The sequence below is a fragment of the Frigidibacter oleivorans genome (assembly GCF_003993775.1).
Classification (GTDB): Bacteria; Pseudomonadota; Alphaproteobacteria; order Rhodobacterales; family Rhodobacteraceae; genus Frigidibacter; species Frigidibacter oleivorans.
In genome coordinates, this window is record NZ_RJRZ01000002.1 from 329,669 (window position 1) to 344,901 (window position 15,233).

13 protein-coding genes are annotated in these 15,233 nt (G+C 68.7%); 3 read left to right on the top strand and 10 right to left on the bottom strand.

Annotation, left to right across the window (positions count from 1 at the left end; all coding sequences use genetic code 11):
• Positions 1-590: 590 nt before the first annotated feature.
• Positions 591-1,034 (bottom strand): type II 3-dehydroquinate dehydratase, encoded by a 444-nt coding sequence (gene aroQ, locus EEY80_RS04625; RefSeq protein ID WP_126975396.1) that lies wholly within the window; start codon positions 1,032-1,034, stop codon positions 591-593.
• Between the two features lie 184 nt (positions 1,035-1,218).
• Positions 1,219-2,148 carry a glycosyltransferase family 2 protein gene (locus EEY80_RS04630; RefSeq protein ID WP_126975397.1) on the bottom strand — a complete coding sequence of 310 codons (930 nt, stop codon included), beginning with the start codon at positions 2,146-2,148 and terminating at the stop codon, positions 1,219-1,221.
• A gap of 198 nt (positions 2,149-2,346) precedes the next feature.
• Between EEY80_RS04630 and EEY80_RS19990 the strand changes: the two genes are divergently transcribed.
• Positions 2,347-4,344, top strand: a complete 1,998-nt coding sequence (locus tag EEY80_RS19990; RefSeq protein WP_164738131.1) for an acyltransferase family protein — start codon at positions 2,347-2,349, stop codon at positions 4,342-4,344.
• Between the two features lie 95 nt (positions 4,345-4,439).
• Here the strand turns inward: EEY80_RS19990 and EEY80_RS04645 are convergent, their stop codons facing one another.
• The 5 genes from EEY80_RS04645 to EEY80_RS04665 all read right to left on the bottom strand — a co-directional run bounded on the left by EEY80_RS04645 (position 4,440) and on the right by EEY80_RS04665 (position 9,356).
• A complete protein-coding gene (locus EEY80_RS04645; protein ID WP_235829708.1) occupies positions 4,440-5,444 on the bottom strand; it encodes a dipeptidase in 1,005 nt (334 codons plus the stop codon).
• 16 nt (positions 5,445-5,460) lie between these two features.
• Positions 5,461-6,531: an ABC transporter ATP-binding protein gene (locus tag EEY80_RS04650; protein WP_126975399.1), complete on the bottom strand. Its 1,071-nt coding sequence runs from the start codon at positions 6,529-6,531 to the stop codon at positions 5,461-5,463.
• A gap of 12 nt (positions 6,532-6,543) precedes the next feature.
• Positions 6,544-7,359, bottom strand: a complete 816-nt coding sequence (locus EEY80_RS04655; RefSeq protein ID WP_126975400.1) for an ABC transporter permease — start codon at positions 7,357-7,359, stop codon at positions 6,544-6,546.
• Positions 7,359-8,189, bottom strand: coding sequence for an ABC transporter permease (locus tag EEY80_RS04660; RefSeq protein ID WP_235829709.1), 831 nt, complete (start codon positions 8,187-8,189; stop codon positions 7,359-7,361). Before EEY80_RS04660 ends, EEY80_RS04655 begins: the two co-directional genes overlap by 1 nt.
• Before the next feature lie 102 nt (positions 8,190-8,291).
• Positions 8,292-9,356, bottom strand: a complete 1,065-nt coding sequence (locus EEY80_RS04665; protein ID WP_126975402.1) for an ABC transporter substrate-binding protein — start codon at positions 9,354-9,356, stop codon at positions 8,292-8,294.
• Between the two features lie 151 nt (positions 9,357-9,507).
• Between EEY80_RS04665 and EEY80_RS04670 the strand changes: the two genes are divergently transcribed.
• On the top strand, positions 9,508-10,413 hold the full coding sequence (locus EEY80_RS04670) for a LysR family transcriptional regulator (RefSeq protein ID WP_126975403.1): 906 nt from the start codon (positions 9,508-9,510) through the stop codon (positions 10,411-10,413).
• A 9-nt stretch (positions 10,414-10,422) separates the two neighbouring features.
• Here the strand turns inward: EEY80_RS04670 and EEY80_RS04675 are convergent, their stop codons facing one another.
• Entirely contained in the window at positions 10,423-11,142 is a 720-nt protein-coding gene (locus EEY80_RS04675; protein ID WP_126975404.1) for an isochorismatase family protein, read from the bottom strand.
• Positions 11,143-11,286: 144 nt separating this feature from the next.
• Here EEY80_RS04675 and EEY80_RS04680 point away from each other — a divergent pair, with 144 nt between their 5' ends.
• Entirely contained in the window at positions 11,287-12,189 is a 903-nt protein-coding gene (locus EEY80_RS04680; RefSeq protein WP_126975405.1) for a LysR family transcriptional regulator, read from the top strand.
• Between the two features lie 159 nt (positions 12,190-12,348).
• On the opposite strand, the gene EEY80_RS04685 is transcribed toward EEY80_RS04680, so the two are convergent.
• Positions 12,349-13,812 carry a sialate O-acetylesterase gene (locus EEY80_RS04685; RefSeq protein WP_126975406.1) on the bottom strand — a complete coding sequence of 488 codons (1,464 nt, stop codon included), beginning with the start codon at positions 13,810-13,812 and terminating at the stop codon, positions 12,349-12,351.
• 114 nt (positions 13,813-13,926) lie between these two features.
• Positions 13,927-15,147, bottom strand: a complete 1,221-nt coding sequence (locus EEY80_RS19995; protein WP_164738132.1) for a right-handed parallel beta-helix repeat-containing protein — start codon at positions 15,145-15,147, stop codon at positions 13,927-13,929.
• Positions 15,148-15,233 lie beyond the last annotated feature (86 nt).

A 15,233-nucleotide genomic window follows, 5' to 3' on the forward strand; every position in this document is an offset into this window, starting at 1 on the left:
GTGCCGGATGGCGCCGGTGGCCGGTTGCTGCCGGCCCGATGACTGCGGTTCGGGTCCGGCGGGTGGTGGAGGAATATCCTCCCTGCCCGGCAAGACGCCGTTTTATCCCCGAGTCTTCATCCGACAGGGCGCGCGCCGGGTGGGGGCCGCTTGCGGCTGTCTTGCCCGCGCCGGGGGGGAGGGGGCCGGTTAAGACCGCGGGGTTGCGCGATCCCCGCGGACCGGAGCTATCCGCGCCTGCCCTGCCCGCGCGCGGGATGGAGGGTTGCGCCCGGTCCGAGGGCGCGGTGGGCCCTCCGAAAGCCGCTTCACCGCGACGGTATCGGTGAGCGCGGCGCGCAGCGGCCACGGCGCTACTCGATCCTCGCGGTCTGGAGCCATTCGCGCGCGCTTCGCTCGCGCGCGGGTCGGTGAGGCGGCTGGCGCCCGGCGCGGGGGCGGGGTGGGCCCTGCGCCTCGCCCTACCGGACGGCACTTCACCCATGCAGAGGCGCCTGACACGCCTCACGCCTCGCGCCGCCCGCCCGCCTGCCACTTCAGGCCGCGCCCGCCGGCCCCGGTCTGCCCCTCAGCCCGACCGCAGACCCCTCTCACCCCCCCGCGTCGAGCAGCAGCGCTAGGCGGCGCAGGGCCAGGTCATAGCCCTGGGGACCGCAGCCCGCGATCACGCCGTCGGCGCGCAGGCTGACGAAGGAGCGGTGGCGGAAGCTTTCGCGCTTGTGGACGTTCGACAGATGCACCTCGATCACCGGGCCGTCGAAGGCCGACAGCGCGTCGAGGATCGCGACCGAGGTGTGGGTGAAGGCGGCGGGGTTGATGACGATGCCGGCGGCCTCCTGCCGGGCGGTATGGATGAGTTCCACGAGGGCGCCCTCGTGGTTCGACTGGAAGAAGCGGACCTCCAGCCCCAGGTCGCGGCCGGTGGCGATGCAGTCGGCCTCGATATCGGCAAGGGTGGTCGTGCCATAGATTTCCGGCTGGCGCTGGCCCAGCAGGTTCAGGTTCGGCCCGTTGAGGACATGGACGGTGGGCATCGACACTCTCCGCTTCGGGATCGGGCCGCGGCGGCCCCGCCGACCGTTCTGCCGTCTCGGCACGGATGGGGCAAGCCCGCCTGCATCATCCGCGCGCGCCGCCGCAACCCCCGCTGCCGCCCGCAGCCCGCAGCCCGCAACGCCATGGCGTCGCGCGGCGGCCGCGCCACTCGCCGCGCCGCGCTCAGATCGGCAGGCCGAGCGCCTGCCGCGCCATCCAGCCCGCCCGCACCGCGCGCAGCCGCAGCAGCGTCGCCGCCCCGCGCCGCCGTTCGCCGGGGGCGAGGGGCGCGCGCAGCATCTGCGGCAGATGCGCGAACCCCGAGGCCAGTACCGCGCCCGCGCGCAGCGCCCAGGCCCCGGCGCCACCGCCCTGCAGGCGGTGGAGCGCATGTGCCTCCTGGCTCAGGCGCCGCCATTTGCGCCGGAGCGCGGGCCAGTCGCGCCGGGTCGGATGCGCCACGGCCAGCGCGTCGTCATAGGCGATGGCAAAGCCGCGGGCGCGGGCGCGCAGGCACCATTCCTTGTCCTCGGGCAGGCCGTTGACGAAGTCGCCGGTGGCGAGGAACACCGCGCGCCGGGTCAGCAGGTTCGCGGTGACGGAGAAGCCTTCCTTTTCCACATAGTCGCGGCAGCGGAAGGCGAAGACCGTCTCGAAGGCCTCGGCGCCGCTGCGGGGGCCGGGCGATTCGTCGAAGACATCGACCCGCCCGGCAATCAGGTCGGCCTGCGCCGCCGCCTCGCCCACGCGGGCATGGCCGAGCGCCCGGTCCAGCCAGTCCGCGGCCGGCACGCAATCGGCATCGAGGAAGAAGAGCCAGGGCGCGGTCGTGTCGCGCACGCCGCGGTTGCGCGCGGCGGCGGCGCCCTTCTCCGGCTCGGTCACCACCCGCAGCCCGGGATGGGCGGCGGCGAGCGGCGCAAGGCTGTCGGTCGATCCGTTGTCGACGATCACCAGTTCCACCGCGGGGCGAAGCTGCGGCACCAGCGCGGCGAGGCAGCGCAGCAGGCGGTCCACATCGTTATAGTGCGGGATGATGATCGCGGCTTCCGGCGGCGGCGCCTCGGGATGGGCGGGGCCGGATCCGGCATCGGCCGGTTCGGGATCGGGCATCTGTCGGTCCGCCTGTTCTGGCATCTGGCCGCCGGGCTCGGGGTGCGCGCGCAGGATAGAGCATCGGCCTGCCAAGGGCGAGGGGCGGCGGTGCCGGAACGCAGGTCCGCGGGGCCGCGGGCCGGGCCGCGCTAACCAGTCGTTAACCACTCCCTGCCGCTATGGGCGCGGGGGCAGGGCGTGATGCAAGGAAGCCGAATGGCGGGTCTGATCAGGAACGGACAGGCGGGCCGGCCCGCATGGCAGGCGGGGGCGGCGCGGGCCGGGGACTGGCGCGCCGATATCGACGGGCTGCGCGGCCTGTCGGTGGCGGGGGTACTGGTCTATCACCTCGGGGCCGGCTGGCTGCCGGGCGGGTTTTCCGGGGTCGACGTATTCTTCGTCATTTCGGGCTTTCTCGTCACCGCGATCCTGCGGCGCGAGATGGCGGCGGGCCAGTTTTCGCTGATGCGCTTCTACCGGCGGCGGGCGCTGCGGATCCTGCCGTCGCTGCTGCTGGTGGTGGCGGCGACGCTGGTGCTGTCGGTGGCGGTCCTGCTGCCGGGCGAGGTGCGGGCGACCGCCCGCGCGGCGGCGGCGGCGCTGATGTCGGGGTCCAACCTGCTGTTCTGGGTCGAGGTCGACTATTTCGCACCGGTGGCGAAGGACAACCCGCTGCTGCACACATGGTCGCTGGGGGTCGAGGAGCAGTTCTACCTGCTGCTGCCCGCGCTGGTCTGGCTGATGCTGCGCCTGCCACCGGGCCGGCGGGTCTGGCCGCTGGCGGCGAGCGTGGCGCTGTCCTTCCTGCTGGCGGCGGTGCTGGTCGGCCGTGCCCCGGCGGCGGCCTTCTACCTGTTGCCGTCGCGCTGGTGGGAACTGGGGGCGGGCAGCCTGCTGGCGATGGTGGCGTGGCGGCCGCGGGCGGGGCACGACGCGCTGTCGCTGGCCGGGATCGGGCTGATCCTCGGCAGCTTCCTGCTGCTGCGGCCCGGCCATCCGTTTCCCGGGCCGGGCGCGCTGCCGGCGGTGCTGGGCGCGGTGGCGCTGATCGCGGCGGGGCCGGAATCGATGGGCGGGCGGCTGCTGTCGCGGGCGCTGCCGGTCGGGATGGGCCGGATCTCCTATGCGCTTTACCTGTGGCACTGGCCGCTGATCGTGCTGTGCCGGCTGCGCCTTGGCCCCGACCTGCCGCCGGGCGCCCTGCCGGGGGTGGCGGCGCTGTCGGTGGTGCTGGCGGCACTGACGACGCGGCTGGTGGAGGAACCGCTGCGCGCCCTGCCGCCGGGCTTCGGGGACCGCCGGCTGCTGGCGGGGGCGGCGGCGGTGCTGGGCCTCGGCGTGGCGCTGTCGGTCGCCATCGCGCAGCGGCCCGAGCGGTTGCGCCACTGGCCGGCAGAGGTGGCGCGGCTCGAATCGCTGACAGGCTGGGCCTTCACCGAGGAGGGGCGCGCCCGCGACCGGCGGGACCGCTGCTTCGTGACCTCGACCACGCCGGCGGGCGCCGCGGCTTTCGACGCGGATTTCTGTCTGGGCGATGGCGGCGGGCGGCCGAGGGTGCTGATGCTGGGCGACAGCTATGCGGCGCATCTGGTGCCGGCGCTGGCGGCGGCGCGGCCCGACCTGGCGGTGCTGCAGGCCAATGCCTCGGCCTGCCGGCCGGTGCTGGAACCCGTGGGGCCCGCCTATTGTGTGGCGCTGATGCGTCGCGTCCTGCAGGACTGGCTACCCGCCGCGCCGCCGGAGGCGGTGGTGATCAGCGCGAACTGGCGCGCGGGGGATGGCGCGGCGCTGGCGGCGACCGTGGCCCATCTGCGGGCGGCGGGGGTGGCGCAGGTTCTGGTCCTGGGGGTGACGCCGGAATGGCGCGCGCCGCTGCCGAAGCTGCTGGCCCGCGACCTGATGCGGGGCAGCCGGACGGCGGCCGGCGCGACCAACCCCGACCGCCGGGCCGTGGGGGAAGAAATCGCGGCGGCGGCGCGGGCGGCCGGGGCCGGATACCTCGACCTGCTGGCCCTGATCTGCCCCGGCGGGCCCTGCCGGACCCATGCCGGCGGCGCGCCCTTCGCCTTCGACCACGCGCATTACCTGCCGGGCGGCGCGGCGGTGGTGGCGGCAGAGATCGCGCCGCGGCTGCTGGCGAAGGCGGGGGCCGCATCGCGGCTTGCTCTCGGCTCCCCTTCCGCGATGCCGTCCGCGATCCCGCCCGAACCCTAGCCGGGTCGTTCGTCCGGTGTCCGGAGTCGCACGGCCGGGATGCACGGCAGCCTGCGCCACGGCAGGCGTCAGACCGGGCAAGGGTGCGCGTCCGATCAGGCCCCCCAAACCTCGCGCAGAAGCGCAACCCAGTTCTCGCCCATGATCTTTTCGATCCGCGCTTCTTTCCAGCCGCGGCGAAGCATTGCGTCGGTCAATGCGCCGGTATGGCCGATGGTGTCGAGCCCCGCAGGGTTCTGGATCGTGCCGAATTCGGTCAGGCGACGGGCATAGCCCTTGTCATGGGTAATCCAGTCGAAGAACTGCTGGTCATGGCCCTGGGTGAAATCGGTGCCATAGCCGACCCGATCCTCGCCGCAGAGGTTGATGACGTATTCCATGGCTTCGACGTAGTCGTCGACCGTGGCCTCCACCCCGCGGGCCAGGAAGGGTGTGAACATCGTCACCCCGACAAAGCCGCCATGGTCGGTGATGAAGCGCAACTGCTCGTCGCTCTTGTTGCGAGGATGCGCCTTGAGACCGGCCGGCAGGCAATGTGAATAGGCAACGGGCTGGGTCGATGCCTCGATGATGTCGCTGCTGCTTTTCGGTCCGACATGGGACAAGTCGCAGAGGATGCCCAGGCGGTTCATCTCGGCCAGCATCTCGCGGCCGAAATCGGACAGACCGCCGTCCTTCGTCTCGTAGCAGCCGGTGCAGACAAGGTTCTGCGTGTTGTAGGCCATCTGGATGATGCCGACACCCAGTTCCTTGAACAGCGCCAGATAGCCGAGCTGGTCTTCCATGCCGCTGACATTCTGCCAGCCCAGGATGATGCCGGTCTTGCCCTCGGCCTTGGCACGGCGGATGTCGGCGGTGGTCTTCACCTGTAGGATCAGGTCGCCATGGTCGCGGAACCAGGCCTTCCACTGCATGATGTTGCGCATGGTCGCGGTGAAATCTTCCCAGATGCAGCAGGTGCAGTTGGCCGCGGTGATGCCGCCTTTGCGCATGTCGCGGAAGACCTCGGGGCCGAAATCGGATACGATCAGCCCGTCCAGGACGGTGAGGCGGGCATGCAGGATTTCGGCCTCCGAAAGGAGGGTTTGCTGGTTCATCATTTCAACTCCTGGAAACTCAGTTCTCGCTGACGGTGACGCCTGCCGTTGCGGGCCAGGACAGCCAGGCCCGACTGCCCTCGGGCAAGAGTGCGGGCCCGCCCAGACCGGGGGCCACGGCGCGCGCGGTCAGCGTCAGGCCGATATCGGTGCGCAGCTGATACTCCACCGCGGAGCCGTGGTAGGTCATGATCTCGACCCGCCCGGCGAGGCAATTCTCGGCGTCTGACGGCGGCGCCGCATGGATCGAGATGACTTCGGGGCGAAGGGCAAGAAAGCACCGCCCGGCGACGGCGGCCTGACCGGACAGGCGAAGAACGGGGCCTGCCTCCAACCGGAAGCCCTGCTGGCCGGGCAGCATCTGGCCCGGCAGAAGGTTCGGGATGCCGAGGAAGCCCGCCGCGAACACCGAGCGCGGGGCGCCATAGACCTCGTCCGGGGGGCCGACCTGTTCGACCTTGCCGTTGTACATCAGCACCATGCGGTCGGCGGTGCTCATCGCCTCGTCCTGGTCATGGGTGACGAAGATGGTCGTCAGCCCGAGCGACTGCTGCAACTGCCGGATCTCAATCTTCATCTCTTGCCGCAGCGAGGCATCCAGATTGGACAGCGGCTCGTCGAGAAGCAGAACGTCGGGTTCGATCACCAGCGCACGGGCAAGCGCGACGCGCTGCTGCTGGCCGCCGGACAATTGCCGGGGAAGGCGGTCGGCATATTGGGCAAGGCGCACCCGCACCAGGGCCTCGCGCACCTTGCGGTCGGTGTCGCTGCGGTTGACGCCGCGCATCTCGAGCCCGAAGGCCACGTTCTGCGCCACGGTCATATGCGGGAAAAGCGCGTAGTTCTGGAAGACGAAGCCCATGTTGCGCCGGTTGGGGGGCAGGGCGGTCACGTCGCGCCCGCCCACGGTGATGCAGCCGCTGGTCGTTTCGACAAAGCCGCCGATCATGCGCAGCGTCGTGGTCTTGCCACACCCCGAGGGGCCCAGAAGTGCGACCAGTTCGCCGTCGCCGATGCGCAGCGACATGTTCGCGACGGCCACCGCTGGCCCGTAGTGCTTTGCGACATCCTGAAGAACGACGTCCGGCATATCTGTGTCCTTTCAGAAGGCGCGGCTGAGTTTGGCGTAGCGGTCGGTGATCAGCAGAAGCACCGTGATCAGGGCGATCTGCACCGTCGCCACGGCGCCGATGGTGGAATCGAAGTTCCATTCCAGATAGTTGATCAGTGCGATCTGCAGGGTCGTGCTGTCGGGCCCGACCAGGAAGATCGACTTCTCGAGGTCGATGAACGAGTTGATGAAGGCGAAGAGCGATCCCGCGATCAGCCCCGGCTTGATCACCGGCAGCGTGATGCGGAAAAAGACGGTCAGCGGTGCGGCGCCGAGGCTTCTGGCGGCCTCCTCGATCGACGGGTTCACGCTGATGAGCGAGGTGGTCACCAACCGGATCATCCAGGGAAGGGCGATCAGGCTATGCGCGACGATCAGTCCCAGACTGGTGCCTGCGACCCGCCAGCCGGTCAGGAACTCGACCTCGAGGAAGAAGACGAACAGCGCGCTGCCCCCGACGATGCCGGGCACCACCATCGGCGACATCAGCACCGTGCTGACGGTCTCGCGGCCCCAGAACCTGCCGCGCACCAGGGCGAAGCTGGCGGGAAGGCCAAGGCACAGTGCCACGACCGTCGCGATCAGGCTGGTGCGGAGGCTGAGGAAGAAGCCGTTGCGGAAATCCGACAGCGCCCAGGCGCGGCGGTACCAGTCGAGGGTGTAGCCCTCGGGCGGGAAGGACAGGATCTTGTTCGAGTAGAAGCTCATCCAGACGATGAAGATCAGCGGCAGCACGATGAAGCCGATCACGGCCATGCTGAAGGCCGTATAGCCGATACGGATGGACCTGGACTGACCCGCGCGCATCATTCGCTCCACTTCCGGTATCTGCGCTGCACGACGACCGAGACGCCGACGGTCAGGATCAACGTGACGGCCATGAGGATGAAGGCCAGGGCGGCGCCGAAGGGCCAGTTCATGACCTTCGCGATCTGCTGGTAGACGGTCGGCGCCATCATGTGAAACGTCGGCCCGCCGATCAGGACGGGCGTCGCGTAGGCGTTCATCGAGAGGATGAAGCACAGGACCGAGCCCGCGAGGACGCCCGGCATCGCAAGCGGCAAGACGATCCGGCGCATGATGGTGAAATGGCCGGCACCGAGGCTTTGACCGGCATCTTCCAGATTCTGGTCGATCGATTCAAAGACGCTGTTCAGCGTGATGATCATGAAGGGCAGCAGCACCGAGACGAGGCCGATGATGACGCCCTGCGCCGAGTACATCAGGCCAAGCGGTCCCTCATGCCCGAAAAGACCCAGGAATGCCGCAAGCACGCCCTTGTCGTTGAGGATCAGCATCCATGCCGATGTGCGCACCGCATTGCCGATCAGCAGGGGAACCAGAATGACGATCAGCAACATGCGCTTGGCCAATGCGCTGACGTGGCGGGCCAGAAAATAGGCGACCGGCACGCCAGCGACCAGACAGATGGCCGTCGACAGGCCCGAGATCCAGACCGTGCGCCACAGCACTTCCTGATAGAAGGCATCGCCGAAGAACTTGAGGTAGTTCTCGGCCGTGACCGCGCTGATCATCAGTTCCGACGGATCGTATCGGTTCAGGCTGTTGCGCAGCATCAATGCCAGCGGCAACAGAAGGCCCAGCGTCACGAAGACAAGGCCGGGCGCGGCCAGCATGGGTGTGCCTGCCCTGCGCGCCGCCCCGTTGGGGGCGACGGGGGCAGGGCTGCCGGCAGCGGTATGTGACATGCTCATGCGTCTTCCCCGGCCAGATGCAGATCAAATCGCGAAGGACTTGTTCCACCATTCCAGCCATTCGGCCGTGTTTTCGGCGACATAGGCGTAGTCGAGGAAACGCATCTTCGCGCGTTCCTCGGCCGAGAAATCGACCAGGGCCCGCAGCTCGTCGGACAGCGCGGCCTGGGCATTGGCGGGGGCGTAGAGGCTCGCCTCGGCCAGATCCGCCATCGCCTGGGGATCGAGCATGGCGTCGAGATAGGCGTAGGCGCCCTCGCGGTTCGGGCCGTATTCGGTCAGGCAGGCGCCGAAGGTGACAGCGATCGCCCCTTCCTCGGGATACTGGATCGCCAGCGGCAGGCCGTCCTTGGCACATTGCAGCCCGCGGGCCTTGTAGTTCACGGCGATGTCCACTTCGCCGTTCGCCAGACCGGCTTGAAGCTGCTGATGTGCCGCGTAGAGCCGCGGGCCGTTTTCGGCCGCCAGCTTCTCGAGCAGGGGCTTGCCGTCCTCGACGCTGGTCATGTCGCCCTTGGCGACCAGACCAGCCATCATCATGTAGTTGAAGTAGAGCTGGTTGGTCAGCCCGATACGCCCCGCCCATTTGGGATCGAACAGCTCGGCATAGGATTTCGGCGGCTCAGAGACCTTGTCCTTGTTGTAGATGATGACGACCGCACTGTAGAGCCATGGCACGAAGTAGGGCGCCTTGAGCTCTTCCGCGACATTGGCGTAGTTCGGGATCTGCGCCATATCCAGATCCGCCACAACGTCCTGTTGCCGCAGTTCGAAAGCGTCCGAGCTGTTGACGTGGATGACATCGGCCGAGGCGCGGCGGATGCGCTTTTCGGCAAGAAGCTTGGCCTTGCGCTCCGGCTCCATCCCCAGATCGCGGACGACGGTGAAGCCCTTGTCCTCGAGCAATGGCTTTTCGACGAAACGGACGGTGCGGTCGTTCCAGTCGCCGCCCCAGTTGGAAACGACGATGGTTCCGCCCGCCGCATGGACGGTCCGGGGCATCAGCGCGGGCAGGGCGGTTCCGGCCATGAGCAGGCCAAGAAGGCGGCGGCGCGAGAGGCGGGGCGCGGTGCGAAGATCGGCGGTCATCTGTGTCTACTTCCCTTTTGTGCCGGCAGGTGCGGTGCCTGCGTCGGTCTTCGTTTGCGGTGTCGGACTACGATGGGGGTTGCTGCAGCGATTGTAAAATATCAATTGTTGCTCTATTAATTCCGTGTGGATATCAAACTTCGAGCATGAAATGGGCTTGGACCTTCGCCATCTCCGCGCGTTCACCGCCCTTGGCAAAGAGCTTCATTTCGGCCGGGCTGCCGATCAGCTCCATATGGCGCAGCCCGCTCTTTCCAAGATCATTCAGCAGCTTGAGGTCGAGATCGGTGCGCCGCTCCTGCTGCGGACGACGCGAAGGGTCGAGCTGACCGAGGCGGGCAAGACCTTCCTGGCGGAGATCGCGAGCATCGAGACGCAGATCGAACAGGCGGTGGCAAGCGCGCGCCATGCGGCACGCGGGCTTCGGGGCGAGCTGAGAATCGCCTACACCGATTTCGCGATCAACGGGCGGCTGCCGCATATGCTGCGCGACTTTGCGGGGGCGCATCCCGATATCCGCCTGAACCTGATCTTCATGCCCACCACGGCGCAGCACATGGCATTGCTGCAGCAGGCGATCGACATCGGGTTCATGATCGGTGCCTTCGAGCACAAGACGACCAGCAGCCTGACCTTCGACGAGGATGACTATGTCGCGCTGTTGCCGGCCTCCCACCGGCTCAGCGATCGTGAGGTGCTGACGCTGGCCGAACTGTCGGACGAAAAGTTCGTCCTCGGTACGGGTGACAACTGGTCTGCCTTCCGCAATCGTCTTTTCGCGGAATGCCGCAGCAGGGGCTTTTTCCCCGACATCGCGCTGGAGGCGTCGAACAGCGAAGGCATCTTCGGGCTGGTCGTGGCCGGTGTGGGGATCACCATCTATTCCAGCTGCGTGGGCAATCTGCCGCGCCAGGGCGTGGTGGTCCGGCCTCTCAGCGACGTGACCAACAAGCTGCCGGTCACGGCGGTCTGGGACAGGACAAGCCGGTCGCTGGCGCTGGACACGTTCCTGAAATACCTGCGCCGCTCGGCCCGCAGGCCGGCGGCGCAGCCCTAGCGTCGGGGATCAGGCGGCGGCCTGACGCGCCTTTATCCCGTTGAGGTAGGCGACACAGTCGTCGACCCCCACCACGTCGCCGAACTTGGCGTCGATGTCGAAGAGGTTCCAGGCGACTGCCCCGGGCACACGATCGCCGATGGCTTCCCTGACCGCGATGGTGCGGAAACCGTCGGCAAGCCCGTCACAGATGGTCTGGCGGACGCAGGCGCAGGCGGTCACCCCCGTGACGAGGATCGTGTCCACATTCGCGGCGCGCAGGATGCCCGCCAGTTCCGTGCCGTGGAAGGCCGAGGCGCGCTTCTTCAGCAGGGTGTATTCACCCTCGACAGGCGCGATCCGGCTGTCGATGGCCCAGAGCTCCGTGTCCTTGAGGTTCACGGCCTCGACCGGGATCTTGTCATGCCACAGGCCCATGTCGGTGAAGGGCGAGGTGCGGTCGGTGATCTCGTAGGCGGTGGTGACGTGAATGACCGGCACCCCGTTCGTGCGGCAGGCGGCGAGCAGCTTCTGCATCGACGGAATGATTTCGCCGTCCATCTTTTCCTGATCGCAGGTGAAGGGATTGCCGGGTCGCGTCCAGGCATTCGCCAGGTCGACGCTGATCAGCGCCGGCCGGTGGCCAAAGCCGACGCGGCGCTGGAAGCCACGTTCCTGATAAAGCTTGCTGGCCGTGTCGAAGGCCTGCTGGAGCAGGCGGTCCAGTTCTTTCGGGTCTAGGTCTTGCATGGGTCTCTCCGGTCCAAAGCCATCCCCCGCGGGGCGGCGCGAGGCATCTGGACCAAGGATGCGAGGGGCAAAGTCGAAAATGAAATGGTCATTGATCAAGAATTGATGCACTGAGTGCATCATGGGAACTGGCGAGGACGTTTTGTGAAACCACTCGGCGGATTGGAGCTTGTTTCGTCATTTATCGTTGTAGCAGAAGAGCTTAACTTCCGCCGCAGCGCGGAGCGCTTGAATCTGGATCAGTCTGCCCTGACGAGACGCATCCAGAAGCTGGAGCATCTGCTGGGATTTCGGCTCTTGCAGCGCAACACTCGGGAAGTGTCGCTGACACCTGCAGGCCAATCCTTCTACCGCGACAACGCGGCGCTGATGGACAGCTATCGCGAGGCGGTTCAGGCGGCCCGTCGTGTCGCCGCGGGCCATACAGATGGCCTGCGCATCGGCTACATGACCTTTGCCGCGCCCGAACTGATGCCCGGTCTGCTGGCGCAGTATCACGCGGCCTATCCCTATGTGCGGCTGACGACGACCTATCTGCGGACGCAGGCGCAGAAACTGGCCCTGGCGAAGAACGAGCTTGATGCAGGTTTTCTCATCGGCGCGTTCGATCATCCCGATTTCTACAGCCGGCAGCTCGCCGATGAACCGCTTTACGCGATCCTTCCGGCGGCGCATCCGCTGGCGCTGCGCCCGTCCGTCACCCCTGCAGAGGTGGCGGAGCAGCCGCTTGTCCTGGGCGAGATGCAGGAATGGGACGAATATCGCTGGCGGCTGGAAAGCCTGTTCGGCGCAGAGGGTCTGTCGCTGACTCCGCGCTTCGAGGCGGCCCATACCCTGGCCATCGCCGGGCTGGTCGCGGCCGGGCTGGGGATTACGGTCTTTCCCGAAAGCCTGGTCGGGGTTCTGGGGCCGGGTGTGGTCGCGCGCCGGATCGAGCACCCGCTTTTCAGGTCCCACATCTCGATCGCCTGGAGCGGCGCCAACGCCTCGCCCGAGCTGCGGGGGTTCATCGATCTGGTGACGGCCCGGTCTGCATCCCGGGCCTGAACGGCTGCGGCGCCCCCACGATTCTTTCAGAGGATGCCCACGGTCGGTTCGCCTGTGAGGCGGGTCGCGACCATGCCATAGGATGTGGCCGGCACGGCCGCTTCGCTACTGCTGTACGGAGACACCTGTGGGGGTGTGGCCTGCCAGAGAATCGCTGACCTAGCGCGGCCTCAGCACCATCGCGGCGACGGAGGGATAGTTGACCGTTTTCGAGAAGCTGGCCGTCACCGCGCGCCCGTCCTCCGCCGCGGCGGCGATGGCAAAACCGATCTGGCTGCACATGTTGGACCCCGCATGCGCCAGCGTCTGGCTGCCCGCGAGGTTCAGCGTGCCGGTCGCGGCCGGGCTGGACGAGGCGATGCCGGCGGCGGCGGCGAAGACCAGATCGCCCGCCGCCACGTCCACCTCGCAGCCGAGGGCCGTGCCATGCGCCGTGCCCCCCTTGGCCGAGCCGAAGCCGTCATTCGTGGCGATGCCGGGCCGGGCGCCATAGACGGGCAGCAGCAGGACCGCCGACTGGTTGGTGTTGACGCTGCCGCTGAACGCCACCGCCAGCTCGCCCGTCGCCCCCTCCGGCACCTCGGCCTGGAAGAGCGTCACCCCGCATTGCGAGGAACCGCTGGCGGGTTCGCCCACCCGCACCGCATCGACGCCGCCGATCGTCAGGCTGACGGGCCAGCGCGCATTGGTGCCCCGGCAGGTCACGGCGGCGAGGATCAGCCGGTCCGGCGCGGGGGTGCCGAGCGCGAGGCCGCTGGCGGTGTGCGTGGCGGGTGTCGTGCCGGGGATCTGGTAGAGGACCGGCGTGCCGGCGGTGATCGGCCCCGTGCCGCCGAGCCCGGTATTGGCCGCCGCCGCCTTCAGCCCGCGCAGATATTGCGGCCCGAAGCGGCGCAGCGAGGCCGCGTCGAGATGCACCGCGTCGAAGATCGTCGCCTCGACGGGGCTCGACACATCGGCATAGCCGGTCAGCGGCACGCGGTTCGGGATCGACTGGATCGTGCGCTGGATCTCGCTGTTGTAATAGCCGGTGGCGAAGACATGGCCGCCCAGCACGAAGGGCACGTCCGTGGTCCCGGTATCGGCGCGAAAATCGGTCAGGAACTGCATCAGCGCCGCGTCATAGGCCGCGGGCCCCCCGGCGGTGACGCCATCGTTCTCGCCCTGGTGCCAGAGGATGCCCTTCAGCACCGCGCCTGCGGGTCGGGCGGCGAGGGCGGCGGCGATGCGGGCGACCGCCTGGGTGTAAGAAGGCTGCCCCTTGTTCCACTGGTTGGTGACGAAGCCGGTGCCGCCATCGGCCACCCCGATCAGGCCGACGGTGACGCCCGGGTTCTCTGCCGCATAGGCGGCGGCAAAGGCGCGGTCCCAGCCGAAATTCGCGCCGGCGGCGGGCAGGGCCAGCGCTTCGTCGGTCGACCAGGCGCCGTGATAGAGGCGCGGCCCGACCGGCGCCCAGCTGTCGCCGGCGCCGTATTCGATGGTGCCGGCGGGGTAGCTGTCGACGCTGTCATCCGCCGCGCGGCCGAGCGCATTGGACTGGCCGGCGATGACGAAGATGTGGACGGGCGCGGCGGCGGCGCGGCGGCGCCCCTGCCTGCCGAGCGAAAGGCCGATCTGCATGAACTCCTCCGGGGATGCGCGATGGGGCGCGATCCTAGAAGGCGTTTCCCGCCGTTGCCGCCGCACCGCCCGGGGCGCGCGCGCGCCGCGCGCGACCGCCGGCGCGTCCGGGCCTCAGCGCAGCGAGGGCACGCCGAAGCGGGTGGCGGCGCTGCCCGGCCGGGCATGGTAGTCGCCGGCATAGGGCGCGACCAGCAGCTGCGCCGGATAGGTCGCGATCAGGTTGGCATCGCGCGGCGCCGCGACCCCCTCGCCATCGGCGCGGATGCGGGGGGCGATGTTGCCGGTGATCCGGACCCCGCGCGCCGGGGTGCCGTTCTTGTGCGGCCCGGCCCCGGCCCAGGGCTGCGTGGCGCCCGGCTTCAACGGGTTGACCAGCGTGTTGTCGGCGATGGTGGTGTCGATGGCGCCCGACACGAAGATGCCGTGATAGGCCTGCACCACGATCAGGTTGCCGCGGATCGTGGTGTCGCGGAACATGCCGTCGAACAATCCGATGCCCTGCAGCGCGCAGCGCAGCGGATGGTCGCGCCCGGTCCATTCGAGGATGGTGTTGGACTCGATGACGAGGCCGCGCACCGTGCCGCCGCCGGGCCGGCGATCCGGCCCCAGCGACCATGACTGGAAGCCGTCGTCATGGTTGTCGTCGATCTTGACGCAATCGGCGACGTAGTTGCCGCGGAACACCGACCGGTCCCCCAGCCCGCGCAGCGCATCGCCGCTGAACCCCATGATCCGGTTGCGTTCCACCCGCGCCTCGGGGCCGGTGGTGGCGATGGCAAAGCGGGTGCCCCAGACCTCGCTGTCCTCGATCGTGTTGCGCGGCCCGCGCAGCAGCACGCCCGACTGCCGGCTGTCCAGCCAGTCGTCGAGGCTCCAGCGCCGGTAGTCGCGGGCGTCGGGCCGGGCGAGGATCGTCAGGTTGCGGAAGGTGATGTCCTCGGACCGCGTGTCGGTCGTCACCAGTTCCTTCCGGTCATGCCGCACCGGCACGACGGTCAGCCCCTCGACCGTCAGGTTGCGCGACTGTTCGACCGTGATGTGCTGCACCCGGACCTGCGCCCCCGCGGCGGGGCGGAACGTCACCGGCCGGTTCGGCTGCAGCTTGCGGATGGAAAGTTCGGGCCAGTCGCCCGGCAGCAGCAGCACCCGGTCGCCCCCCCGCACCGCCTGCAACGCCGCGTCCAGCTGCGGGAAAGGCCGCTCCGCCGATCCGTCCGCCTCGGCCACCGGACGGGCCGAGGGGGCGGCCACGTGGATGTCGGCGGCGGCGGCCATCGTCGCGGGCAGCAGCGCGAATGCCGCGAGCAACGGCGGCAACAGGCGGAGAATCATGGCGGCGCGCCTCCTTCGGTATGGTTTCCAGACTGTGGCGCGACCCCGGGCAGGGCAATGGCCATGCTGCAATCGCGAAACAATCG

Excerpts from the sequence above, each read along its gene's own strand:
- EEY80_RS04650 (WP_126975399.1), bottom strand. The coding sequence starts at position 6,531 with ATGCCGGACGTCGTTCTTCAGGATGTCGCAAAGCACTACGGGCCAGCG.
- EEY80_RS19995 (WP_164738132.1), bottom strand. The coding sequence starts at position 15,147 with ATGATTCTCCGCCTGTTGCCGCCGTTGCTCGCGGCATTCGCGCTGCTG.
- EEY80_RS04685 (WP_126975406.1), bottom strand. The coding sequence starts at position 13,812 with ATGCAGATCGGCCTTTCGCTCGGCAGGCAGGGGCGCCGCCGCGCCGCC.
- EEY80_RS04645 (WP_235829708.1), bottom strand. The coding sequence starts at position 5,444 with ATGATGAACCAGCAAACCCTCCTTTCGGAGGCCGAAATCCTGCATGCC.
- EEY80_RS19990 (WP_164738131.1), top strand. The coding sequence starts at position 2,347 with ATGGCGGGTCTGATCAGGAACGGACAGGCGGGCCGGCCCGCATGGCAG.
- EEY80_RS04670 (WP_126975403.1), top strand. The coding sequence starts at position 9,508 with ATGGGCTTGGACCTTCGCCATCTCCGCGCGTTCACCGCCCTTGGCAAA.
- EEY80_RS04655 (WP_126975400.1), bottom strand. The coding sequence starts at position 7,359 with ATGCGCGCGGGTCAGTCCAGGTCCATCCGTATCGGCTATACGGCCTTC.
- EEY80_RS04660 (WP_235829709.1), bottom strand. The coding sequence starts at position 8,189 with ATGCTGGCCGCGCCCGGCCTTGTCTTCGTGACGCTGGGCCTTCTGTTG.
- EEY80_RS04630 (WP_126975397.1), bottom strand. The coding sequence starts at position 2,148 with ATGCCCGATCCCGAACCGGCCGATGCCGGATCCGGCCCCGCCCATCCC.
- aroQ (WP_126975396.1), bottom strand. The coding sequence starts at position 1,034 with ATGCCCACCGTCCATGTCCTCAACGGGCCGAACCTGAACCTGCTGGGC.
- EEY80_RS04675 (WP_126975404.1), bottom strand. The coding sequence starts at position 11,142 with ATGCAAGACCTAGACCCGAAAGAACTGGACCGCCTGCTCCAGCAGGCC.
- EEY80_RS04665 (WP_126975402.1), bottom strand. The coding sequence starts at position 9,356 with ATGACCGCCGATCTTCGCACCGCGCCCCGCCTCTCGCGCCGCCGCCTT.